The sequence below is a fragment of the Leucobacter luti genome, from assembly GCF_004217175.1.
In the GTDB taxonomy this organism is placed as follows: Bacteria; Actinomycetota; Actinomycetes; order Actinomycetales; family Microbacteriaceae; genus Leucobacter; species Leucobacter luti.
The window spans coordinates 376,101-399,121 of sequence record NZ_SHKI01000003.1 but is presented as its reverse complement, the minus strand read 5'-3'; the positions used below and the strand labels follow the sequence as shown (position 1 = coordinate 399,121).

The 23,021-nt window shown below is 70.0% G+C and carries 22 protein-coding genes; 15 read left to right on the top strand and 7 right to left on the bottom strand.

The window, feature by feature from the left end; genetic code table 11:
• Positions 1-19 precede the first annotated feature (19 nt).
• On the bottom strand, positions 20-976 hold the full coding sequence (locus EV139_RS04960; protein WP_130453207.1) for a C-terminal binding protein: 957 nt from the start codon (positions 974-976) through the stop codon (positions 20-22).
• Positions 977-1,160: 184 nt separating this feature from the next.
• On the opposite strand from EV139_RS04960, the gene EV139_RS04955 reads away from it, so the two are divergent.
• The 9 genes from EV139_RS04955 to EV139_RS04915 all read left to right on the top strand — a co-directional run bounded on the left by EV139_RS04955 (position 1,161) and on the right by EV139_RS04915 (position 10,307).
• Positions 1,161-2,183: a BMP family lipoprotein gene (locus EV139_RS04955; protein ID WP_157992997.1), complete on the top strand. Its 1,023-nt coding sequence runs from the start codon at positions 1,161-1,163 to the stop codon at positions 2,181-2,183.
• The gene (locus EV139_RS04950) at positions 2,176-3,732 is read left to right on the top strand and encodes an ABC transporter ATP-binding protein (protein WP_130453205.1); all 1,557 of its coding nucleotides are present in this window, start codon (positions 2,176-2,178) and stop codon (positions 3,730-3,732) included. Before EV139_RS04955 ends, EV139_RS04950 begins: the two co-directional genes overlap by 8 nt.
• The gene (locus EV139_RS04945) at positions 3,729-4,826 is read left to right on the top strand and encodes an ABC transporter permease (protein ID WP_157992996.1); all 1,098 of its coding nucleotides are present in this window, start codon (positions 3,729-3,731) and stop codon (positions 4,824-4,826) included. Before EV139_RS04950 ends, EV139_RS04945 begins: the two co-directional genes overlap by 4 nt.
• A gap of 3 nt (positions 4,827-4,829) precedes the next feature.
• On the top strand, positions 4,830-5,753 hold the full coding sequence (locus EV139_RS04940) for an ABC transporter permease (RefSeq protein ID WP_130453203.1): 924 nt from the start codon (positions 4,830-4,832) through the stop codon (positions 5,751-5,753).
• Positions 5,753-6,193 (top strand): cytidine/deoxycytidylate deaminase family protein, encoded by a 441-nt coding sequence (locus tag EV139_RS04935; RefSeq protein ID WP_130453202.1) that lies wholly within the window; start codon positions 5,753-5,755, stop codon positions 6,191-6,193. Before EV139_RS04940 ends, EV139_RS04935 begins: the two co-directional genes overlap by 1 nt.
• On the top strand, positions 6,174-6,653 hold the full coding sequence (locus tag EV139_RS04930; RefSeq protein WP_198677458.1) for a VOC family protein: 480 nt from the start codon (positions 6,174-6,176) through the stop codon (positions 6,651-6,653). Before EV139_RS04935 ends, EV139_RS04930 begins: the two co-directional genes overlap by 20 nt.
• Entirely contained in the window at positions 6,646-7,824 is a 1,179-nt protein-coding gene (locus tag EV139_RS04925) for a fumarylacetoacetate hydrolase family protein (protein ID WP_130453201.1), read from the top strand. The genes EV139_RS04930 and EV139_RS04925 overlap by 8 nt, the downstream gene beginning before the upstream one ends.
• A gap of 58 nt (positions 7,825-7,882) precedes the next feature.
• Positions 7,883-9,241, top strand: a complete 1,359-nt coding sequence (locus EV139_RS04920) for an aldehyde dehydrogenase family protein (protein ID WP_130453200.1) — start codon at positions 7,883-7,885, stop codon at positions 9,239-9,241.
• Positions 9,242-9,341: 100 nt separating this feature from the next.
• Positions 9,342-10,307, top strand: a complete 966-nt coding sequence (locus EV139_RS04915; protein ID WP_130453199.1) for a quinone oxidoreductase family protein — start codon at positions 9,342-9,344, stop codon at positions 10,305-10,307.
• 246 nt (positions 10,308-10,553) lie between these two features.
• Here the strand turns inward: EV139_RS04915 and EV139_RS04910 are convergent, their stop codons facing one another.
• The 4 genes from EV139_RS04910 to EV139_RS04895 all read right to left on the bottom strand — a co-directional run bounded on the left by EV139_RS04910 (position 10,554) and on the right by EV139_RS04895 (position 15,571).
• On the bottom strand, positions 10,554-11,603 hold the full coding sequence (locus EV139_RS04910; protein WP_130453502.1) for a lipoate-protein ligase LplAB: 1,050 nt from the start codon (positions 11,601-11,603) through the stop codon (positions 10,554-10,556).
• Between the two features lie 83 nt (positions 11,604-11,686).
• Entirely contained in the window at positions 11,687-12,556 is an 870-nt protein-coding gene (locus tag EV139_RS04905) for an alpha/beta fold hydrolase (protein ID WP_130453198.1), read from the bottom strand.
• 72 nt (positions 12,557-12,628) lie between these two features.
• The gene (locus tag EV139_RS04900; protein ID WP_130453197.1) at positions 12,629-14,284 is read right to left on the bottom strand and encodes an amidohydrolase; all 1,656 of its coding nucleotides are present in this window, start codon (positions 14,282-14,284) and stop codon (positions 12,629-12,631) included.
• 60 nt (positions 14,285-14,344) lie between these two features.
• Positions 14,345-15,571: an MFS transporter gene (locus EV139_RS04895; protein WP_130453196.1), complete on the bottom strand. Its 1,227-nt coding sequence runs from the start codon at positions 15,569-15,571 to the stop codon at positions 14,345-14,347.
• A 131-nt stretch (positions 15,572-15,702) separates the two neighbouring features.
• Here EV139_RS04895 and EV139_RS04890 point away from each other — a divergent pair, with 131 nt between their 5' ends.
• On the top strand, positions 15,703-16,308 hold the full coding sequence (locus tag EV139_RS04890) for a TetR/AcrR family transcriptional regulator (protein ID WP_130453195.1): 606 nt from the start codon (positions 15,703-15,705) through the stop codon (positions 16,306-16,308).
• Between the two features lie 37 nt (positions 16,309-16,345).
• On the opposite strand, the gene EV139_RS04885 is transcribed toward EV139_RS04890, so the two are convergent.
• Both EV139_RS04885 and EV139_RS04880 read right to left on the bottom strand, forming a co-directional pair.
• Positions 16,346-16,882 (bottom strand): flavin reductase family protein, encoded by a 537-nt coding sequence (locus tag EV139_RS04885; protein WP_130453194.1) that lies wholly within the window; start codon positions 16,880-16,882, stop codon positions 16,346-16,348.
• Positions 16,879-17,436: an NADPH-dependent FMN reductase gene (locus EV139_RS04880; RefSeq protein WP_130453193.1), complete on the bottom strand. Its 558-nt coding sequence runs from the start codon at positions 17,434-17,436 to the stop codon at positions 16,879-16,881. Before EV139_RS04880 ends, EV139_RS04885 begins: the two co-directional genes overlap by 4 nt.
• A 260-nt stretch (positions 17,437-17,696) precedes the next feature.
• Here EV139_RS04880 and EV139_RS04875 point away from each other — a divergent pair, with 260 nt between their 5' ends.
• The 5 genes from EV139_RS04875 to EV139_RS04855 are packed head-to-tail and all read left to right on the top strand — an operon-like array spanning position 17,697 to position 22,948.
• The gene (locus EV139_RS04875) at positions 17,697-19,022 is read left to right on the top strand and encodes an LLM class flavin-dependent oxidoreductase (RefSeq protein WP_130453192.1); all 1,326 of its coding nucleotides are present in this window, start codon (positions 17,697-17,699) and stop codon (positions 19,020-19,022) included.
• Positions 19,019-20,446, top strand: a complete 1,428-nt coding sequence (locus tag EV139_RS04870; protein ID WP_130453191.1) for an NtaA/DmoA family FMN-dependent monooxygenase — start codon at positions 19,019-19,021, stop codon at positions 20,444-20,446. Before EV139_RS04875 ends, EV139_RS04870 begins: the two co-directional genes overlap by 4 nt.
• Positions 20,443-20,991 carry a GNAT family N-acetyltransferase gene (locus tag EV139_RS04865; protein ID WP_198677457.1) on the top strand — a complete coding sequence of 183 codons (549 nt, stop codon included), beginning with the start codon at positions 20,443-20,445 and terminating at the stop codon, positions 20,989-20,991. Before EV139_RS04870 ends, EV139_RS04865 begins: the two co-directional genes overlap by 4 nt.
• Positions 20,988-22,034, top strand: a complete 1,047-nt coding sequence (locus EV139_RS04860; RefSeq protein WP_130453190.1) for an amino acid ABC transporter permease — start codon at positions 20,988-20,990, stop codon at positions 22,032-22,034. Before EV139_RS04865 ends, EV139_RS04860 begins: the two co-directional genes overlap by 4 nt.
• An 11-nt stretch (positions 22,035-22,045) precedes the next feature.
• The gene (locus tag EV139_RS04855; protein WP_130453189.1) at positions 22,046-22,948 is read left to right on the top strand and encodes an amino acid ABC transporter ATP-binding protein; all 903 of its coding nucleotides are present in this window, start codon (positions 22,046-22,048) and stop codon (positions 22,946-22,948) included.
• Positions 22,949-23,021: the final 73 nt, after the last annotated feature.

The window sequence follows — 23,021 nt, the reverse complement described above, 5'->3', positions numbered from 1 at the left end:
GGATCCTGTCTGTGCTGTTTCAGGCAACCTGGCACCGGAGCGGCTCGCCAGTGACTGCACGCACTGCCTCCTCGCTGGCGAGGCGCTGCAGATTATCTAGTGATTCCTCATCGTAGAACGCGGCGTGCGGGGTCAGGAGGAGGCGTGCAGTTGCGCGCAGGTGGGAGTCGGCCGGAACCGGCTCCGGCCGAGTCACGTCGAGGGCCGCCCCAGCGAGGTGCCCAGAGTCGAGCGCCGCGGCGAGCGCCGCCTCGTCGATGAGCCCGCCGCGTGCGGTGTTCACAACGACTGATCCCGGGGGCATGCTCGCGAGGAACTCGGCGTTGATCACGTGCTCGGTGTCGGGTGTGAGTGGGGCGTGAACCGAGAGTGCGGTGGTGCGCACCGCGAGTTCTGCGAGCGAGACTGACTCGACCCCCGCCGCAGCGAACACCTCGGCGGGGCAGAACGGATCGTGGGCGATGGTGGTCGCTCCGAACGAGCGCATGCGCTGATGCACGGCCTGGGCGATGCGTCCGAACCCGAGGAGCCCCACAGTGTGCTGGCGCAGGCTGCGAACCGGTCCGAGGCCGGTGGGCGCGACCCAGATGTCCGTCCGAATTGCGCGATCGTAGAAGGGGAGACGCCGCGCGAGGGCGACGAGGGACGCGGCAGCGTGATCCGCGACCGTCTCGACGCCATAATCGGGCACGTTTGCGACGCGCACCCCGCGGGCCGTGGCCGCGGCGAGGTCGACATTGTCGACTCCGATTCCGTAGCGGATGATGCTGCTCCCAGGCTTCATCGCGGCGATCACGCGCTCGGTCATCGGGGCGAAGTTCACGAAGGCGACGTCGGCCTCCGCGACGACACGGGCGGTGTCGGCCTCCGTCGACACCGCGTGCTCCTCAAACGCCGCGCCGAGCGCCGCCGCCGCCGATTGTTCATGGCGGGTGTCTGCGAAAGCGTGGTCGGTGACGACAATGCGTGGGGGCATGCCGATCCTCTCTGGACGGCGGACTTCGGCGCGACTCAGCGATGAGTGTGTGCGTGAAATCCGAGTGGAAATTTATTTGATCGTATCATAGTATGAATGAACTCGACCGGCCTGGACGCCTCTGCGCGGCCCGGCCAGAGGGTCACCCACAGAACGCTGAGCACACCCAATGGAGGGAAAACTCGTGACTCCGAACCACTCTTTGCACCGCACCCGGCCGCTCGCGGCACTCGCACTCACCGCGGCCGCCGCCCTGGCGCTCGCCGGCTGCAGCGGGCAGGCTCCGTCCGCCGGCGGCGGTGACGCCGACGCACTCAACATCGGGATCTTCGTCGATAACGCCTTTGGCGACGGTGACTTCTTCGACCAGGCGAGCCTGGCTGAGGACACGCTCGTCGAAAGCTTCGGCGCGACGGTCAATACGTACGAGGGGCAGCTTGAGGCGCAGAACTTCGCTCCGCTGCTGCAGGACGCGGCCGACCGGAACGACATCGTGTACGTGCTCGGGTTCGAGGCGATCGATGCGATGGTCGACGCCGCCGAGGCAAACCCTGACACGCAGTTCGTCTTCATCGACGGCGAGGCCGGAAGCCCGGAGATCACCTCGGCGGTGTTCCGCACCCAGGAGGGGTGCTTCATGGCCGGTGCACTCGCCGCAACCGTGAACGCGGCGGCCGGTGCTTCGACCGCCGGGTTCATCGGAGGGGTGAACGCTCCCGTGGTCGAGAACTGCGAATCCGGGTACACGCAGGGCGTGGCTCAGGTTGCGGCGGACCAATCGGTCGCATCGCAGTACGTCGGGAGCTTCGTCGACCCGGGCAAGGGTGCCGAAATTGCCACCACGCTTGCGAGCACGCGCGGCGCCTACGCGATGTTCGCCTACGCCGGGCTTTCGGGATCGGGTGTGTTCGACGCCGCGAAGGCCGGGGCACAGGTCGCGCCGATCGGAGTGGTTGCCGACAAGTCGGCGCTCGCGCCGGGGAGTGTGCCGGGCAGTCTCATCATGCGGGTCGACTCAGTGATCGTTGACCTGACCGAGCAGTACGTCGATGGCACGCTCGAACGCGGAGCTGTGCTCGACTTCGGATTCGCCGAGGACGGCTGGGCGATGGCCTATGACGAGGCGCTCGTCGACTCCGAAGGCATTTCGGCGCTCGAGGAATTGCAGGAAGCGATCGTGGCCGGAGACGTGCAGATCAATGAGTGACACCCCAGGGGCGCCGACGCCGGCGCTTGAGCTGCGTGGGATCACGAAGCGGTTCGGAGAAGTGCTCGCAAATGATTGCGTCGACCTCACGCTGTATCCGGGTGAGATTCACGCGCTTGTGGGTGAGAACGGCGCGGGAAAAACGACGCTCATGCGCATTCTGTTCGGAATGTATCGGGCAGACGCCGGAACGGTGAAACTCGACGGCCAGGCGGTTGAGTTTCACCGGCCCAGCGACGCGATCCGAGCGGGAATCGGGATGGTGCACCAGCACTTCATGCTCGTTCCGTCATTCACCGTGGCCGAGAACGTTGTCCTCGGTGCGGAGCCGCACCGTGGCGGAGGCTACAGCGCGCAGGCCGCCGCTGCGGCAATTGCCCCGGTAGCCGAGCGCCTCGGGGTGACTGTCGACCCGGACGCGATCGTGGGAGATCTGAGCGTCGCCACGCAGCAGAAGCTCGAGATCATGAAGGTGCTCTACCGCGGCGCGCGCGTGATCGTGCTTGACGAACCGACCGCGGTACTCACCCCCGCGGAGACACGTGAGCTGTTCGTGCTACTGCGGCGGCTCGCGGTTGAAGAGCAAGCCGCGATCGTGTTCATCTCGCACAAACTGCGAGAGGTCTTTGAGATCGCCGACCGGATCACTGTTCTGCGCCAGGGGCGGACCGTAGAGTCGCTCCGCGCGCGCGACGCCACAACGGAGGGCGTGGTCGCGGCAATGACGGGGCGGGGCGACGTCAACCTGGGGCGTGTGGCGCGAGACCACCGCATTGCGGAAGCGCCGATGCTTCGCGTGTCTGCCCTCGCAACGGGGGCAGCGGCGCACGACGCGGCGCTCGCCGGGGTGAGCTTCACGGTGCGGCCGGGCGAAATCGTGGGAGTCGCGGGCGTCGAAGGTAACGGGCAGAGCGCGCTCGTGGAAGCGCTTGTCGGCCAGGCAGACGCCACGGCTGGCGACGTCGCGCTCGACGGCGAGAGCATCGTGGGGCAGTCGGTCTCAGCGCGCCGGGATCGAGGCCTCTCGTTCGTGCCCGAGGACCGGCAGCGCGAGGGAATCCCGATGAACGGGTCCGTGCTCGAGGGGCTTGCAGCGGGAAAAATTCGACGCGTGACACGGTGGCCGTGGCTGTCGCGAGCACTCCCGCGTGCGACGCGCGAGTGGGCATCCGGCCTGGTCGACCGTCATCGAATTCGGACCGCCTCGATCGACACGCGTTGCGCGTACCTTTCGGGCGGCAACCAGCAGAAGATCGTCATCGCACGCGAGCTCGAAGAGACGCCGAAGCTCCTGGTCCTCTCGCAGCCGACGCGTGGCGTGGACCTGGGCGCCATCGATTTCATCTACGAACGCATTATTGATGCCGCAGCGGCGGGCAGCGCGGTGCTGCTCATCTCGGCTGATCTCGACGAGCTGCTGCGGCTCAGCGACCGGATCCTCGTCATGTACGAGGGCGAGATCGTCGCCGAAGAGCAGGCAGAGGCGACGTCGCGGGAGCTGCTCGGCGTGCACATGGTCGGCGCCGGCACCACGGGGGAGGAATCGTGACGAACACCACAGCAGTCATCATCGCGCAGTCGAAGCGCGCGTCAGCGCACACGCTGCGCACCATCAGAAACGGCGCGTTTGTGCTGATCATCGCTGCGCTCGCAGCAGTGGTGCTCATCCAGGTCCAGGGGTATGCGGCGCTGCCCACGATCGGTGCAGGGTTTGAGTATTCGCTCGGCAGCCCGACCGCGATCGCTCGTACTCTCGCGTGGGGACTCCCCCTCGTTGTCGCTGCGCTGGGCGTATCGCTCGCGTTCCGCTCGGGTATGTTCAACCTCGGAGCCGAGGGGCAGGTCTATGCGGGAGCGATGGCGGCCGCGATCGTCGGTGCCTACATCGGGCCAGTGTTCTCGGGCCTGCACCTGCTCCTCGCGACCGCCGCGGCCGCGCTCGTTGGTGGCCTCATTGCGGGCGGGCTCGGGTGGTTGCGCGCGAAATGGAACGTCGACGAGGTGGTCTCGTCGCTGCTCTCGAACTACATCGTGATTCTGTTCTGCACCTACCTGGTCACGGGTCCGCTCCGAGACCCCTCGCGTCAGAGCGGCACCACGCAGCGCGTGTTTGACACGGCGATGTTCACGGAGATCATTCCCCGCACGGGACTGACCTGGAGCATCGTGCTGGTGGTCGCGGTCGCCGGATTTGTGTGGTGGCTCAGCGAGCGCAGCGTCACCGGCTACCGCTGGCGAATGACCGGCAGCGCGCCCGGATTCGCCGCCACCTCGGGGATCGATACCGCTCGGTCCCAGATCAGGTCAATGGTTGTGAGCGGTGCGTTTGCCGCGGTGGCCGGGTCCCTGCTCGTGACCGCGTCGCAGGGGCGCTACTGGACAGAGATTGGCTCGGGAATTGGGTGGGACGCCGTGCTCATCGCGCTCGTTGCGCGGGCGAAGCCGATTCCCACGATCATCTGGGTTGGGATCTACAGCATCATGCGCTCCACCGCGCGCGGCATCGAACAGGTGTCGACGGTCCCCTCCGAGCTCTCGAGCGTGCTCATCTCCATCATCATCATCGTTGTCGCGGCACGTGCGGGCCTGTTCACGCGGGTCGCGAGCCTCTGGGCTCGTCTGACCGCTCGGAAGGAGCGCTAGATCATGGATATTCTCGACGCATTTCTCTCTTCGGGAATCCGGTTCATCACGCCGATCTTGCTCGCCGCGCTCGGCTGCTTGCTGACCGAGTGGACAAAGGACCTGAACGTTGGACTCGAAGGGGCCATGCTGTTCGGTGCGTTCTTCGGTGTGGTGATCGGCCTCGCGACCGGAAACGCTGTGCTCGCTGTGCTGCTGACACTGCTGCTGGGGGCGATTGCCGGTGCGCTTTTCGGGATTCTCGTCTCGGTGTTCCGTGTCAACGTGTTCGTTGCCGGTATCGTGCTGAACATCTTCGCCGGAGGCGCCACTGTCTATCTGCTGCGAAGTCTCTACGGGGTGAAGGGCACGCTCAGCGATCCCGCGATCCCCAAGCTGCCCAAAATTGTCATCCCCGGGATCGACGAGGTCCCGATTCTTGGCGCGGTGCTTTCGGGGCACACTGTCCTCACCTACCTCAGCTGGGTCATCGTCATCGGGCTCGCGCTCGCCGCACGGTACACCGTTGTGGCGCGGCACATGAAGGCCGCCGGTGAACACCCCGAGGCGCTTGCCTCCGCGGGCGGCAACGTGACCCTCATGCGAATTCTCGCCCAGGTGTGGTGCTTCACGATGTGCGCCCTCGCCGGGGTGCAGCTCAGCATGGGGCAGCTCTCCCTCTTTACTGAGGGGATGACCAGCGGACTCGGGTTCGTCGCGCTCGCCGCGGTGATTTTCTGCCGCGGGAAGGTTGGGCTACTGACGCTCATGTGCGTGCTGTTCGGGCTGGCTACGGCGGTCTCGATCCTGGTCGATGCGACGGTGATGCCGCCCCAGTTCGCGCAGATGCTGCCATACGTTGTTGCGTTCATCGGGCTCGTGGTGCTCGCGCGGACCTCCCGCTCGGGCGGTATGCGGATCGCGACCCCCAAGCTTGAGGAGGCGTAATGCTGCACACCCCCACACCCGACGACGTCGAACTGTTTCGCGCAGCTCGCGCACTGCTTGAATCGCGGCATCACCCCGAACTGCACCAGGTTGCAGCGGCCGTGCGCGCAAGCGACGGCCGGGTGTACCTCGGCCTGCACATCGGCTCGCGCCGAATCAATGTCTGCGCCGAGTCGTCCGCGATCGCAAACGCTGAAATGGCCGGCGCCGGCGAGATCACCGCGATGGTCGCGGTGTGTCGCAACAGCGCGGGCGAGACCGTGGTGACGAACCCGTGTGGCGTCTGCCGCGAGCTCATGGGCACCTACGCGCAGCGCGCCGACGTGATGATCGATGATCGCGGATCGGTCGCAATGGCGCCCGCCGAGCTCCTGCTGCCGCAGCGATGGATGTTCCCCTTTGAAAACGATTGGACCCCTGATGACCCCTCAACCAAGTAGCGGTGCCGTGGCGCGGCGCCAGCCGACCATCACCGATATCTGCCTTGTCACCCCGGACGTCGATCGCAGCGTCGACTTCTACACACAACAGCTTGGCTTCACCCTGCGGAGCCGGATGCCCGGCTTCGCCGACTTCGAGGGCCCGGGCGTGATCCTCGCGGTGTGGGAGAACGCGCAGCTTGAACGCGCCACGGGAATCCCGGGGCACGACGCCGCGGCGCCAGCACGCACGGTGATGCTCGCGTGTGAGCTCGAATCTCCGGAAGCGATCGACCGAGTGTACGAGGAGTACCGGGAGCGCGGGGTCGAGTTCGTCTCCGAGCCCCGGGATTACCCCTGGAACGCCCGCTGCGTCTACTTCGACGGGCCGAACGGGGAGTTTTGGGAGTTCTTCGCCTGGTACGAGGGCGGCGAACCGGGCATCGTTGGCAGCACACACGAGGGAGTTGAAAATGTCTGAGGCATTGCGCGGGGAGGATGTCCTGCCCGAGGATCCCGGAGCGCTGCTGGTCGGGCGGCTGCATGATCCAGCGGTGGGCGGTGCCTGCCTGGTGCTCGTGGACGGTGCAGAGCTGGTCGACATCACTGACCTTGGTCCGACCACCTCGGTGCTCTTCGCCCGCGCCGAGCTCGCCGCCGCGCTGCGCGCCGCGCGCGAGGACTCCGCGCGTGCCCGCTGGTCGCTCGACGACGCGCTCGCCGCAGACACGCTTGCCCCGGTCGGGGCCGAACTGCGGCTTCTCGCGCCAATCGACCTGCAGGTGGTGAAAGCTGCCGGGGTGACCTTCGTGGAGTCAATGCTCGAGCGCGTGATCGAGGAGCGGGCGGGCGGCGATGCGGCCCGTGCGGAGGCGATCCGCGATCAGCTGATCGAGACGATCGGTGGTGCGATCTCGAGCATTGTGCCCGGTTCGCCCGAGGCCGCGCGAGTGAAGACGGTGCTGCAGGCGGAGGGACTCTGGTCGCAGTACCTCGAAGTGGGGATCGGCCCCGACCCGGAGATCTTCACGAAGGCGGCGGTGCTGTCCTCGGTGGGCACGGGGCAGGCGATCGGCGTGCACGCGAACTCGAGCTGGAACAACCCGGAGCCGGAAGTGGTGCTCGTGGTGCGCGCGGACGGGGTCGCGATCGGTGCGGCGCTTGGGAACGACGTGAACCTGCGCGACTTCGAAGGCCGCAGTGCACTGCTCCTGACCGAGGCGAAGGACAACAACGCCTCGTGCGCGATCGGGCCGTTCGTGCGCGTGTTCGACGACGGCTTCGACCTCGACTCCGTGCGGGGGCTCGACGTACGGTTGCGGGTCGACGGGCCCGAGGGATTCGTGCTGGACGGGTTCAGCTCGATGCGCAATATCAGCCGTGATCCCGCGGATCTGATCCGTCACGCGTGGGGCGACCACCACCAGTATCCGGACGGGTTCGTGCTGTTCACCGGAACGCTCTTTGCTCCAACGCAGGACCGCCGGGCGCCCGGCGCGGGCTTCACGCACGAGCTAGGCGATCGGGTGAGCATTTCGAACCCACAGCTCGGGGCACTGATCAACACCGTGACGCACGCGCAGACGGCACCGAGGTGGACCGTCGGCATCTGGGACACGTTCACGAACCTGCGCGAGCGCAGCCTTCTGTGACCCGGCGCTTCGCCGCGCCCCGGGACCACACCGCACACACCCACACCGAGAGGACCTCATGTTTCGAGGAGTAGACCCGATGACCGGGCAAGCCCTGAGCGAATACGAGACGCTCAGCGACGACCACGCACAGTCTGAGATCGCTGTGGCCCACGCGGCATTCGCCGAGTGGGCCGGGCGCCCGGTGGCGGAGCGGGCCGAGACCGCGCACCGCATCGCCGATGAGTTTGAAGCGCGCAGTGAGGAGTTTGCCGCGCTGATGGCCCGCGAAATGGGCAAGATCCCAGCTGAGGGGCGCGGGGAGATCTCAACCGTCGCATCGATATTCAGGTACTACGCGGATGCGGCGGCGGATCTGCTCGCTGACCAGCCGCTCGACATCGTGGGAGGCGCCGCGACCATTCGCCGCCGGCCGACCGGCGTGATCCTCGGCGTCATGCCCTGGAACTACCCCGTCTATCAGGTGGCGCGGTTTGTTGCACCCAACCTGGTGCTCGGCAACACGATGCTGCTGAAGCACGCCTCGAACTGCCCCGAGACCGCGCTCGCGATCGTCGAGGTGCTGGCGGCGGCGGGCGTGCCCGCAGGGGTCTACCGAAACCTCTTCATCTCCGCCGCCCAGGTAGAGTCTGTGATCGCGCACCCCGCGGTGCAGGGCGTCTCGCTGACCGGAAGCGAGCGAGCCGGTCGCGCGGTCGCGGAGGCCGCGGGCCGGCACCTCACCAAGGTCGTGCTCGAACTCGGTGGATCGGATCCGTTGATCGTGCTTGACTCGGAAGACGTCGCTGAGACCGCGGCCGATATTGTTGCGTCGCGGCTCAGCAACGCGGGCCAGGCGTGCAACGCACCGAAGCGCATCATTGTGCTCGACGAGTTGTATGACGAAATGCTGAGCGCCGTGGTCTCGGCCACCCGGGCGCATCGCGCAGGCGACCCGGCGGCTGCGTCAACGACGGTTGCCCCGCTCGTCTCACGCGCCGCAGCCGAGGAGGTGGCAGCACAGGTGCGCCGTGCGGTTGACGAGGGGGCCGAACTGCACACCGGCGGGGAGCTGGTGGACTCGGTGAGCTCGCTCATGAGCCCTGCCGTGCTCAGCGGCGTGCTGCCGGGGACTGCCGCCTATGAAGAGGAGATCTTCGGGCCAGTGGTGGTGGTCTATCGTGCGCATGACGTCGACGCCGCGGTCCGCCTCGCGAACGACACCACCTTTGGGCTCGGATCGAGTGTGTTTAGCGCCGACCGCGAGCGTGCACGCGCGGTTGCTTCCCGTATCGATGCTGGAATGAGCTACGTCAACCAGGCTGGCGGGTCCCAGGCGGACCTCCCGTTCGGCGGCATCAAGCGCTCCGGGATCGGACGCGAGCTCGGTCCGTTGGGGATCGACGAGTTCGCGAACCTCATGACCGTTCGGCACTAACCGGGTCCCGGGCCCCACTGCGCGCTGGGCAGTGGGGCCCGGTGACCCCGCGTGACGCGGGCCCTGGCCGGGTGCGCGGGCGGCGCGTAGTCTCGGGAGCATGACACGCGCAATTATCGCCACCGAGACCGGTGGCCCAGAGGTCCTCCAGTTCGCCGATGCCCCGGAGCTCGTGCCCGGCGCGGGAGAGCTGCTCGTGGAGACAATCGCCGCCGGGGTGAACTTCATCGAGACGTACCAGCGCTCCGGCACCTACCGGGTCCAGTTCCCGTTCACCCCGGGGGGTGAGGGGGCCGGCCGGGTGCTCGCCGTCGGCGACGGGGTCACTGGCTTTGCGGTCGGTGAGCTCGTCACCACCGCCGAGGCCCAGGGTACGTACGCCGAGCGGTTCATCGTGGAGGCGGCCCGCGCCGTCGCCGTGCCGAGCGGGATCGAGGCGGACACCGCCGCCGCCCTGCCCCTGCAGGGCCTCACCGCGCACTACCTCGCCACCTCGGCCGCGCGGCCGGAGCCCGGCGAGACGGTGCTGCTGCACGCGGGCGCGGGCGGCGTGGGCTTCCTGCTCACCCAGATCCTGACCGCGCGCGGCGTGCGCGTGCTCACCACGGCGTCGACGCCCGAGAAGCAGGCGCTGAGCCGCGCGGCCGGCGCGGACGCGGTGCTCGACTACGCCGGTTTCGCGGAGCGGGCGCGGGAGCTGACGGGCGGCACCGGGGTCGCGGTCGTGTACGACGGCGTGGGCAAGGACACCTTCGACGACTCGCTCCGCGCGCTGCGAGTGCGCGGCGAGCTCGTGCTGTTCGGCGCCGCGAGCGGGCCGGTACCGCCGTTCGACCTGCAGCGCCTCAACGCCGGCGGGTCGCTCTCGGTCACGCGGCCGTCGCTCGGGCACTTCCTCCAGACCGCCGAGGAGCGCGCCTGGCGCTACGGCGAGCTGTTCGACCTCATCGCCGCCGGCGGGCTCGACATCCGGATCGGGGCCCGCTTCCCGCTCGCGGAGGCCGCCGCCGCCCATGCCGCACTCGAGGGCCGGCAGACGACCGGCAAGGTGATCCTCGAGGTCTGAGCCGCCGCCTCCGTGCGCGAGCGTGCCCCCGCCGGGCGTGCTCGCGCGGGTTGTGCTTGCGCGGGGCGGGCTCGCGCGGGCCGTTCTCGCGCGGGTTGTGCTCGCGCCGGCCCACTCACGAGTGGAGGATTCGGCGACGAGTGTGCGGCTTCGCTGCGGGAGCGAAGCCGCACACTCGTAACGAAGCCGCACACTCGCGCAAATGGGTGCTCGCGCAACCGGGTGCTCGCGGGAGGCTAGCCCGCCCTAGGGCACCCGCCGGATCCAGGCCTCAGTGGTGAACTTCTGCTCAACGAGCAGCTCGGCCGCGTCCCACTCGCCCTCGGTGACCTGGCCTTCCGTGGCGCCGTGGCGGCGCTTGAACACGTCGATCATCTTCTCGATGATCGCCTCGCGGCTGAGCCCGGTCTGGCTGCGGAGCGGGTCGACGCGCTTCTGCGCGCTCGTGGTGCCCTTGTCCGAGAGCTTCTCGCGCCCGATGCGCAGTACCTCGGTCATGACCGTGGGGTCCATGTCGTAGGCCATCGTGACGTGGTGCAGCACGGCGCCGGAACCGAGGCGCTTCTGCGCGGCCCCGCCGATTTTCCCCTGCGGGCTCGTGATGTCGTTGAGCGGCTTGTACTGCGCGTCGATGCCGAGCGACTGCAGCGCTTCGAGCACCCACTCGTCGAGGTAGGCGTACGAGTCGGCAAAGCTCATGCCGCGCACCAGCTCGCCGGGCACGTACAGGGCGTAGGTGATGCTCGCCTCGGGCTCCATGTACATGGCGCCGCCGCCGGAGATGCGGCGCACGATCTTCGCGCCGTGCGCGGCGGCCCGCTCCTCGTCCACCTCGTTCTGCACCGACTGGAAGCTGCCGATAAACACCGCCGGCTCGTTCCACTCCCAGATGCGGAGCGTGGGGCCGCGCAGCCCCTCGCCGACGGCCGTGGTGAGAACCTCGTCGAGTGCGGCGTTGAGCACCGGCGTGACCGGCGGCTCGTGCAGGATCTGCCAGTCGTAGTCGCGCCAGTGCGCGGCGCCGGTGACCGCGCGCCGGATCGCCACACCCACGGAGTCGGGTGTGAATCCGAGCAGGTGAACCTCACTGGGGAGGGCCTGCTGGATCGCCTCGCCGAACTGCTCGATCGTGCCGTTGGGGCTGAGGCCCTCGACGGCGCCGTTGATGCAGTCGAGCGCGTCGTCGGGCTCGAGGAAGAAGTCGCCCGAAAGCCTGAAGTTGCTGATCCGGCCCTCAAGCACATCGAAGTCGACGACAACGAGTTTGCCGCCGGGAACCTTATACTCGCCGTGCATGCTCATGCCCTCAGAGTACGCCTCCGGCCCAGATAGTGGGAGGAAAAAGGGGTGTCGCGCGTTTCTTCTGGCGCGGCTCGCCCCTACTCGGGGGCCACGCGCTCCAGCATCCAGGTGATGATGTCGGCGATCACTTCTTCGCGGTTGGTCTCGTTGAGGAGTTCGTGCCGCGCGTCCGGGTAGAGCTTTACCGACACGTCGCGCACGCCGCGCCGCCGGTACGCCTCGCCGAGCCGCTGCAGGCCGTCGCCGCGGTTGAGCGGGTCGGCCGCGCCGGAGACGATGAGGATCGGCAGATCCTGCGGGAGCCCGGTCGCGGGCTTGCCGAAGAGCTTGAGCCCGTCGGCGAGGCCGAAGAGCTTAAGGATGTCTGCGCCGAAGCAGAGCGGGTCGGCGATGAACTCGGCTGAGACCGCTGGATCGCGGCTGAGCCACTCGAAGCCGTTCGCGTCGGGGCCAGCCCACTTCGCGTTGAGGTCGCCGCTCTCCATGAAGCGCGGGCTGCGGAACGCGGAGCCCGAGAGAACGAGGGCGTCCCAGCGGTGCGGGTGCTGGTTGAGGCTGCGCTGCGCCATGAGGGAGCCCCAGGAGTGCGCGAACATGATCACGGGCAGGCCCGGGTAGCGCTCGCGCGCGATGTCGGTGAGCTGCAGGATCGCTGCCTCGGTCGCGGCGAGGCCGCCGGGGCCGAGGCGCCCGAGCCGGCTCAGGTCGCCGTCGTGCTGGCGGCGCCCGGTCTCGCCGTGGCCGCGGTGGTCGTCGGCGAACACGGCGAACCCGGCGCGCGTGAGGTGCTGCGCGAAGTCGGCGTAGCGCTTCGAGTGCTCGCCGATGCCGTGCGAGATTTGGACCACGCCGATCGGCTCGGCCGTCTTCCACTCGGTCGCGAAGATCTCGACCCCGCCGGCGTCGACATAGGTGAACTCGGTGGGGGACTCCGGTGCCGTGCTCATGTCGCCATTCTCTCGGTCCTGGCTGGGAAGCGCCAGCGGGGCGTGGTCGGCGCGCCCCGCTGGCGGCAGCGGTTACGCCTCGCGGCGGTGCGCCACCTGCCCGTCGACGAGCGTGAGCGCGGCGCCAGTGCCGAGCAGCTCGGCGGGGGCGCCGGCGAGCGGGTTCGCGGCCCACACGGCCACGTTCGCGCGGTACCCGGCGGAGATGCGGCCGAGCTCGTCTTCGCGGCGGGTTGCGTACGCGGCACCCAGAGTGAGCGCCTCGAGCGCCTGCGACGGCGTGAAGACGCGCTCCGGCTGGTACGCCTCGCGGCTGCGGTCGAGCGCCGACTCGGCGGTGAGCGCTATGAAGAGGTTGTCCGGGGCGACGTGCGGCGCGGTGGGCGCGTCGGTGCCGAGGGCGAGGGGCACGCCGGCCGCGCGGAACTTGTGCCACGGGAAGCCGGTGCGCGCGCGCTCGTCGCCGAGCACCGCCTGCCAGTTATCGAGCACCGCGGGGTCACAGTGCACCGGCTGCATCGACGCGGTCACTCCGAGCGCCGCCATGCGGGCAATCGTGTCGTCGGCGACGGACTCGAGGTGCTCAACGCGGGCCCGGCGGTTCGCGCGCGGCCCGTTGACGCGGATGCACTCCTGCACCATGTCGAGCGCGATCGTGCTCGCCTCGTCGCCGATCGCGTGCAGCGCGAGCTGCAGCCCGGCGGCGTCGGCGGCGACCGCCATGGGGAGGGCGAACTCGCGCTCCCAGATCGCGCCGGGGAGCGCGCCGTTCGCGTACGGCTCGCGCATCGTCGCGGTGCACGCGTCGATGACCCCGTCGAGGATGAACTTGACGCCGGTGATCCGGAGCCACGCGTCGCCGTACTGTGCGGCGACCGCGTCGCGCTCGCGCACGATCCGCTCGATCTGGGCCACGTCGGTAGCGGTGTCGCCCGTGGCGGTGAGGAGCCAGTGCGCGTTCACGGGGAACGGGAGCCGCCCGTCGCGGTCGAGGATGCGGCGGTACGCCGCGAGGTCTGCCTCGCCGAACGACATCTCGGTCGCGCCGGTGACGCCCGTCTCCAGGTACGCGTCAAACGCCGCGGCGAGGTAGCGATCCTCGTCCGCCTCGCTGCGCACTGAGTCGAGGTAGCCCCACGCGTGCTGCATCGCCGCGGTCTCGAGCAGGAACCCGGTCGCGTCGCCCTGCGCGTCGCGCACGATTTCGCCGCCCACGGGGTCCGGGGTGTCGCGCGTGATGCCCATCGCCTCGAGCGCCTTCGTGTTGACCCACACCGAGTGGAGGTCGTTCGCGTCGAGGATCACGGGAACGTCGGGCACGACCGCGTCGATCACCGCGGCGGTGGGGCGCTCGCCCTCGGGGAAGATATCGAACAGCCAGCTCGTGCCGAGCAGCAGTGGCGCGTCGGGGGCCGCGGCGCGGGCTGCGGCGAGCCGCTCCTGCACCACCTCGATCGAGGCGGCGTCGCGGAGCTGGACCTTCGAGAGCGACTCACCGAGCATGAGCATGTGCGAGTGGCCCTCGATGATTCCGGGGGTGACCACCGCGCCGCCGAGATCCACCTCGGTGACGGGCGCGCCGCCCGCCTGCGCGGCGAGGCGCACCGCGGCGAGGTCGCCGGACGCGAGGACGCGGTCGTCGCGCACCGCGAAGCTCTCGCGCGGCGCGATCGCCGCCTCACCCGTGAAGACCGTGGCGTTGGTGTAGATCGTGGTCGGGGAGGTCATTGCTGCTCACTTTCGTGGGGTGGTGGTGTGGTGCGGGGCGCGAGCGCCGAGACTTCGATGCTATGGCACGAGGGTGTGCGCTTCGCCCCGCGTCGCCGCCCGGGCGAGCGCGCGCTCGGCGCCCACGGAGACGCGGGCGATCATGGCGGTGGGCACGATCACCACGAAGCTCACGATGCCCATGATCAGCGCGAACGCCGGGATCCCGAGCTGCGCGATCAGCGCACCGCCGAGCAGCGGGGCGAAGCTTGAGCCCACGAGGTAGGCGCCCAGCAGGGGCCCCGACCAGCGGCCGCGCGCGTCGAGCCCGGCGGCGGTTGCGATGAACAGGGAGAACGCGAACGCGTAGATGGTGTTGACGCCGATGATGAGCGCACCGAGCAGGGCGGGATCCGCGGCGAAGCCGATCCAGATCTTGAGCACGCCGCCGAGCGCGAGCGCAATCGCGAGGGGGAGCGCGCGGCCGATCCGGGCGCCGAAGATGGTGACGACGAGCATGCCGAGGATGCCGCCCGCGGCCGCGATGCTGAGCGTGAAACCGAGCGACTGCTCGCTCACGCCCACCGCGTCGCCGAGCACGGGCGCCATCGTCCAGATCGCGTCCTCACTCGTGCCCCAGAGCGGAAACACCAGGAGCACGGCGAAGCCGGCGATCGTGATCCGGCGGGGCTCGGCGATCTGCAGGCTGGTGGTGACGTCGACCGGTTCGGCGTGCTCGGGTGCGTTGGGGAGCCAGGTTGCGAGCGCGAGACCCACGAGCGAGATGAGGGCGAGCGTGCCGAAGACGCTGCCCTGCGTGATCCCGATGAGGGGGATGATCGCGAGCACGATCGTGATCAGGATCCGGTTGACGAGCCCGCTGGCCGCGGAGATGCGGTTCGGGTTGCGCAGGGCCGCGAGGGCGGCGCCCGAGGTGGAGATTGCGGCGCCGACGCCGGCGCCGCCGAGGATGAGGCCGGTGACCGCGACGGTGGGGTTCTGGATCAGGGTGGCCGCCCCGAACGCGACGACCGCGACCGCGAGGCCGGCGATCGCGAGCGTGCGGCGTGCGCTGCCGGCCGCGAGGCGCGAGGTGCCGAGGCCCACGAGTGCGGAGGCGAGGAGCGCCCAGGTGAGGATGTTGCCGCTCGCGATGACGTCGAAGCCGAGGTGGCCGAGCGCCGTCATGATGAACGGCGCGAGGTTTGCCATCATGAGGCTCGCGAGGGCCACGATGAACGTGGCGCTTCCGTTGCGGAGCGTCAGCGGGTGGCGCGGGTCGGTGGTGGGCGCTGGGGTGTGGTTCACTTCTGCTCTTTCCGGCGGCGTTGGCGGCTCGTGGCTCGTGCGTCACGAATAACCGAAATGGTTTCGGTAATCCAAGAATCATGCTGCACGGTGTGAGAGGATCTGTCAAGCAGGATCGAGGAAGGGACCCAGTGGCGAGACCGCGCACCGCAAGGCTCAGTCGAGAGATCATCGGCCGCGCCGCGATCGACTACGTCACCGCCGGGCACGAGCTGCAGCTGGTCCCGCTCGCGAAGCAGCTGGGTGTGAGTGTTTCCTCGCTCTACCACCACGTCGACGGCCGCGATGGGGTGATCCGGGCGATGCGGCACGTGCTCGTCCCCGAGTACATCGCCGTCGCGCCGGAGGCCGAGGGGTGGGAGCAGCGGATCCGGCGCGAGGTTGAACGCACCTGGCGCATGTATGCGGATCACCCCGGCGTGCTGCAGCTCATGCTCACGGTCATCATTGACGAGCCAGACGTGCTCCGGTTCTACACCTCACTCGCCGCGGCGCTCACCGCCGCGGGCGTGCCAGACGAGCACCTGCTCACCACGATCGAGGTGATCGACGCGTTCACCTTCGGGGCGGCGCTCGACGCGCTCTCGCCCGAGACGATTCTTGACCCCGAGAGCGTCGAGCCCGGGCTGGGCGAGCTCATCCGGCGGCACCCGGTCGGGGTCGAGCGAAATCGCCGCGTGTTCGACCGCGGACTCGATTTCATCATCGCGGGCATCCGCGCGCGGGCGGTCGGCTAGCCGATCGCCCGCCCGCCCGCGCCCGGCCCCGGCCTGCTCAGATCATGTACTCGAGCTCGCGGTACGCGCCGCGATAGAAGAGGAGCGGCGCGCGATCCGGATCCGTCGACACCTCGGCCACGCGGACGAGGAAGATGATGTGGTCGCCCGCCTCGATCTCCTGCTCGATCTCACCCGCGACCCAGCCGGTGACCCCGGTGATCGTGGGCGCGCCGGTGCCGGCGGAGGGCGCCCACTCGACGCCCTGCCACTTGTCGGTTCCGGATCGGGCGAACTGCCCGCTGAGGTGCTGCTGCTGCGCGCTGAGGAAGTTGACCGCCACTCGCCGGTGCGCCTGCACGGCGCCGAGGCTCCGCGAGGTGCGCGCCACCGAGAACGAGATGAGCGGCGGATCGATTGAGACGCTGTAGAACGACTGGCAGGTGAACCCCACCGGGCCCGTGGCGCCGTGCGTGGTGATCACCGTGACGCCGGAGGCGAAGCTGCCCATCACGTCGCGGTACTCGCGCTCGTCGAACTGCACGGCGGTCGGCGGTGGCGTCGTCGCTGCCGCGGTCGTGGCCTCGGCGCTCATGCCCGCGCCCCCGCCAGGCTCGCAGCGCCGGGTTCGCCTGCGGCGGCGGGCGGGCTCGCGGCGCCGGGGAGTAGCCGCCCCTGGCTCGCGAACCACTCGTCGAGCACCTCGGCCCGGCGGTCGAACTTCGGAGTGGGGAACGCGAGGCCCCGGGTGGGCACGCTCGCGCCGAGCTCCACGAGGAGCGGGCGGAGCGTGAACTCGACCGCGAGCGCGTGCTCGTCTGAGGCGGTCGTGAAGACCGGGATCGCGGTGACGCCGGCCAGCGCCTGCGCCGGGTAGCGGTCGAGGAACGCTTTGAGGAGGCCGGTGTAGCTCGCCTTGTACGTGGGCGTGGCGATCACCGCGTAGGTGGCGGTGCGCAACTGCTCAAGCAGCGGATCGATGCCGGGCGCGGGCCAGGAGAACAGCGCCGCCGCGTGCTCGATGAGGTCGACGGTTGGGTGCGCGGTCGCGCCGGTGCGGGCGGCGACGCGGGCGGCGAGTTCCTCGGCGATCTCGCGGGTGCGCGAGTTCGGTTTCGGGTTGCCGACGATGACGGAGATGGTGGACACGGTGATCCCTTTCCGGCGTCGAGCGCGCAGCTGCGAGAACGACGCTCGACTGTGAGTGGCGCCGGGAGTGGCGCCGTGGCAGACAGGTCGTGATCCACGGTGTGATGTCGCGGAGTCGCCGCGGGATCTTATCCGGCGGAACTTGAGTCAGTGTAGGTCGGCCATCGCGGGCGCCGCTGCCCCCGGTGACACAGAGCGTAATGGTCATTTTTCGTCACACAGCTCGACAACCCCATACCGGCTAGCCATAAGCTCGCCGCATGTCTCCCATAACTCAACCCACATCCTTTACGGTGGGGATCGCGCTCGACGGTGCCGGCTGGCACCCCGCCGCCTGGCGTGAGCCAGCCGCCAGTCCGGACGCGCTCTTCACCTCCGATTACTGGTCCGGCCTCGTCGAGACCGCCGAGGCTGCCGGCCTCGACTACGTGACGCTCGAGGACGCGCTGCGGCCGCAGCACGCCACCCCGCTCGGCACAGCGGCTGCGCCGTCCGCTCCCTCGGCCCCGCCGGCCGACCGGGTCACGGGCAGGCTCGACGCGCTGCTCACCGCGAGCTGGATCGCCCCGCGCACCGCGCGCATCGGGCTGATCCCCACGGTGACCACCACCCACACCGAGCCGTTCCACGTCGCCACCGCGCTGCAGACGCTCGATCACGTCTCCGAGGGGCGCGGCGGCTGGCAGCTCCGGATCTCCGGCGAGCCCGCCGCGGCCGCCGCGTTCGGGCGCCGCAGCGCGCCCGAGATCGACGTGCAGCGCGTCATCGCCGGGGAGCCCGACGCCGGGCTCGCCGAGCTGCTCGACGAGGCAGCCGACGTGGCCGAGGTGGCCCGCGGGCTCTGGGCCAGCTGGGACGCCGACGCCGAGATCCGCGATGTCGCGACCGGCCGCTTCCTCGACCGAGACCGCGTGCACCACATCAACTTCGCCGGCGAGCGCTTCGCCGTCGCCGGCCCGTCGATCGTGCCGCGCTCGCCGCAGGGGCAGCTGCCGATCACGGTGCTGTCGCACTCGCCGCGCGTCCACGAGCTCGCGGCGCAGGCCGCCGACGTGGTGTTCATCACGCCGGAGAACGCGTCCGTGCGCGCCGGCGCCTCCCGCGACCGCTCGGTCACCGAGCTCGTGGCGCAGGTCCGCGCCGCCGAGGGCGCCGTGGATCGCGCGGGGCGCGGTCTCGAACCGCTCAGGATCGTCGCCGACCTGGTGGTCGCCATCGATGCCGACGGGGAGTCCGGGGCGGATCGCCTCGCGCGCCTCGACCGGGTCGCGGGCGAGCGCTTCGAGAGCGACGCGCGCGTGGTCACCGGATCCGCCGCCGAGGTGGCCGAGCTGATCGCGACGTGGCACGCCGCCGGCGTCGACGGAGTGCGGCTGCGCCCGCTCACGCTCCCGGCCGACCTGAGCTTGATCGCCGCCGAGCTGCTCCCGCGGCTCCGCGAGCGCGGCCTCGCGGCGGCGCCGGGCCGCGCGGGGGATCCGGAGCCCGTCTCCCTGCGCGAGCGCTTCGGCCTCGCCGCCGCCCCGGCCACCGCGCACCCAGACACCCCAGCACGCACCGCAGCCCGCAAGGAGACCGCAGCATGAGGAGCACCTCGGCGCACGCGCCGCAGCCAAGCACACGCCAGGTCCACCTGGTCGCCCACTTCCCCGGCGTCAACAGCGCAACCGTCTGGAGCGATCCCGCCTCGGGCAGCCAGATCGCGTTCGACTCGTTCAAGCGCTTTGCGCAGACCGCCGAGCGCGGGCTGTTTGACTACGTCTTCCTGGCCGAGGGCCTGCGCCTGCGCGAGCACGGCGGCCGGATCCACGACCTCGACGTCGCCGGGCGACCGGCCACGCTCGCGGTGATCACCGCAATGGCCTCGGTGACCCGCAACATCGGGGTGGTGGGCACGCTCACGAGCACGTTCAATGAGCCGTACGAGCTCGCGCGCCAGCTCGCCACGATCGATCACCTCTCGAACGGGCGCGTCGGCTGGAACGTGGTGACCTCGCCCGACGCGTTCCACGGCGGCAACTTCCGCCGCGGCGGGTTCCTTCCCTACGCCGAGCGCTACACGCGCGCCGAGGAGTTCGTGGCGCTGGCGAAGGAGCTATGGAGCTCGTGGGACGCCGACGCGATCGTGGCCGACCGCGCAAGCGGCACCTTCGTGGACCCGGCGCGCGTGCGCAGCGTGGTGCATCACGGGCCCCAGTTTTCGGTCGCGGCGACGAGCACCGTGCCGCGCAGCCCGCAGGGCTTCCCCGTGATCGTGCAGGCGGGCGACTCGCCCGCCGGCCGCGACTTCGCCGCCGCGAACGCCGAGATCATCTTCTCCCGGCACTCGAGCTTCGCGGAGGGCCAGGAGTTCTACCGCGACGTCAAGGGCCGGCTGCCGGCGGTCGGCCGCAGTGAAGACTCGCTGCTCATCCTGCCGGGGGCGACGTTCGCGCTCGGCGACACGGACGCAGAGGCGCGGGAGCGCGCCCGCGAGATCTCGCTCGCGCAGACGAGCCCGCAGACCGCGATCGCGTGGGTCGAGGCGATCTGGGGGCAGGAGCTGCCCGGGCTCGATCCGGACGGGGCGCTCCCCTCGGTCGATCCGAGCGACGGGCAGCAGCGCCAGGGCCAGGTCTCCACGCAGGTGGCGGATCGCGTCGCCCGCGCGGCGCAGCTGCGCGACCGGGCCGCGCGCGAGGGCCTCACGCTGCGCCAGCTCGTTGCAGCCGAGACCGCGCGGCACACCTTCGTCGGGTCGCCGGCGACCGTCGCCGCCGAGATCGATCGGGCCGTGCAGGAGCGCGCCTCGGACGGCTTCGTGCTCGTGCCGCACCTCACCCCCGGCGGCCTCGACGAGTTCGTCGACCGCGTGGTGCCGCTGCTGCAGGAGCGCGGCTCGTTCCGCACCGCGTACGACACCGACCCGGACACCGGCGCGAACCCCACGCTGCGGCACACGCTCGGCCTCCCGCGGCCGCCGCACGTGCCCTGGCGGGCCGCACCGCCCGCCGCGGAGGCGGCAGCGTGAGCGCCACCGTCGCGGCCGACGAGCTGGTGGTCCGCGTGGTCCACCCGGGCGACCCGCCCGCTCGCCCGCTCCTCGCGGACCTTGAGCGCGAGTATGACGCACGCTACGTGGTCGAGGTGTTCGGGGAGCCGGCGTCTGTCGAGCTCAACCGCTACCCGGAGGCCGAGTTCACCGCCCCGCACGGCAGCTTCCTGCTGCTGCTCTCGGGCGGGGAAGCGGTCTCGGGCGGGGCGTTCATGCGCTTCGACGAACGGACCGCCGAGTTCAAGCGGATCTGGACCCGCGCCGATCTGCGCGGCCGGGGCCTCGCCAAGCGAGTCCTTGCCGCGCTCGAGCACGAGGCCGCCCGGCTCGGGTACGAGCGGATCTACCTCACGACCGGGCCGCGGCAGCCCGAGGCCGTGGCCCTGTACCTGGGCACCGGCTACACGCCGCAGTTCGATCCCGCACGCCCGGCCGACCAGATCGGCGTGCACCCGTTCACGAAGGAGCTCGGCCCGGCACACCGCCGGGCCGCCGCAGCCGCACAGGAGGCCAGACCATGACCGCAACGCTTGAGGCCTCACCCGGTGAGGTCGTGAACCGCACGGCTCCGCCGGTGGCCGAGCCCGTCGTCCCGCTGCGCCACTGGTGGCGGTGGGGGCTGAGCGCGGTGGCCGTGTTCTTGCTCGCGCAGCTCGTGTGGACGTTCTTCACCAATCCGCAGTGGCGCTGGCCGGTCTTCGCCGAGTACTTCTTCAACGACGCGGTGCTGCGCGGGCTGTGGCTCACGCTGTGGCTCACCGCCGTCTCCGCTGTCGTCGGCTTCGCGCTCGGCGGGCTGCTCGCGCTCGCCAGGCTCTCCGGCTCGCTGCTGCTGAACTCGTTCGCCTGGGGCTTCATCTGGTTCTTCCGCTCGGTGCCCCTCGTGGTGCAGCTGGTGATCTGGTACAACCTGGGCTACCTGTTTCCCACGCTCGGGATCGGCTGGCCGTTCAGCTACGACTTCTGGCTCGTCGAGTTCGACACCGTGCGCTTGCTCTCGTCGACGGTGGCCGCAATCCTCGGCCTGTCGCTGCACCAAGCGGCGTACTCGGCCGAGATTATCCGCGGCGGACTGCTCTCGGTGGACCAGGGCCAGATTGAGGCGGCCAAGGCGCTCGGGATCCCGCGGGGCCGGCGTTTCTTCAGGATCGTGCTGCCGCAGGCGGCGCGGGCAATCCTCCCGAACGCGTTCAACGAGGTGATCGGGCTGCTCAAGGGGACCTCGGTCGTGTTCATCGTGGCGCTGCCCGAACTGTTCTACACCGTGCAGGTGATCTACAACCGCAACCAGCAGGTGGTGCCGCTGCTGCTCGTCGCCGCCGTCTGGTACACGATCTTCACGACCGTGCTCAGCGTCGCGCAGTACTACATTGAGCGCCGCTTCGCCCGCGGCACCGCCCGCGAGCTACCGCCCACGCCGCTGCAGCGCGTGCGTCGCGCGGTGCGCGGCGGTGTGGCTCGCCTGCGCCGGGGCCCCGCGCCCGGGCGGCCCGGGGCGCCGCAGCCGATCACCGGTGGCGCGTCCGCGCACACCGTCGCCGCGCTCAACACGAGCGCACACTGAGGAGGCCCGGAATGACTCTTGAAGCCACGATCAACGCTTCCGCGGCCGACGCCGCGGAAGCGCCCGCCGCGAACGCCGACACGGTCGCCGATCCCGCAGCCCTCGCGGCCGGTGCCGCCGCGCCGCAGACCGGCGACGAGCGCCACCCACCCAGCACCGGGCTCGTCGAGATCACCGGCGTGCACAAGTCGTACGGGGCGAACGAGGTGCTGCACGACATCACGCTGCGCGTCGCCCCCGGCCAGGTGGTGACGCTGCTCGGTCCGTCCGGGTCCGGGAAATCAACGCTGCTGCGCGCGATCAACCACCTGGAGACGATAGACGCCGGCGCGATCACGATCGACGGCGAGTACATCGGCTACGAGCGCCGGGGCACGCAGCTGCACGAGCTGCGCGAGAAGCAGATCCTGCAGCGGCGCACGCGCGTCGGGATGGTGTTCCAGAACTTCAACCTGTTCCCGCACCTCACCGCGCTCGAGAACGTCATCGAAGCGCCGATCGGGCTGAAGCGGGCCAGCCGGCAGGAGGCGATCGCGCAGGCGCGAGTGCTGCTTGAGCGTGTGGGCCTCGCCGACCGGGCCGATCACTACCCGCGGCAGCTCTCGGGCGGCCAGCAGCAGCGCGTCGCCATCGCGCGGGCCCTCGCCCTCGCCCCGGACGTACTGCTGTTCGACGAGCCGACGAGCGCGCTCGATCCGGAGCTCGTCGCCGAGGTGCTCAGCGTGATCCGCGACCTCGCGACCGGGGGCACCACCCTCATCATCGTGACGCACGAGATCGGCTTTGCCGCCGAGATCGCCGACCACGTCGTGTTCCTCGACGCCGGCCGGGTCGTCGAGCAGGGTCCGCCCGCTCAGGTGCTCCGCGCACCGGAGCAGGCGCGCACCCAGGAGTTCCTCGACTGGGTGATCTGACCGGCCGCGGCTCGGTGCCGCATCGCGCGGCTGCCCCTCCCGCCGCGCGATCGGACGCCCGGGCCGGATCCGG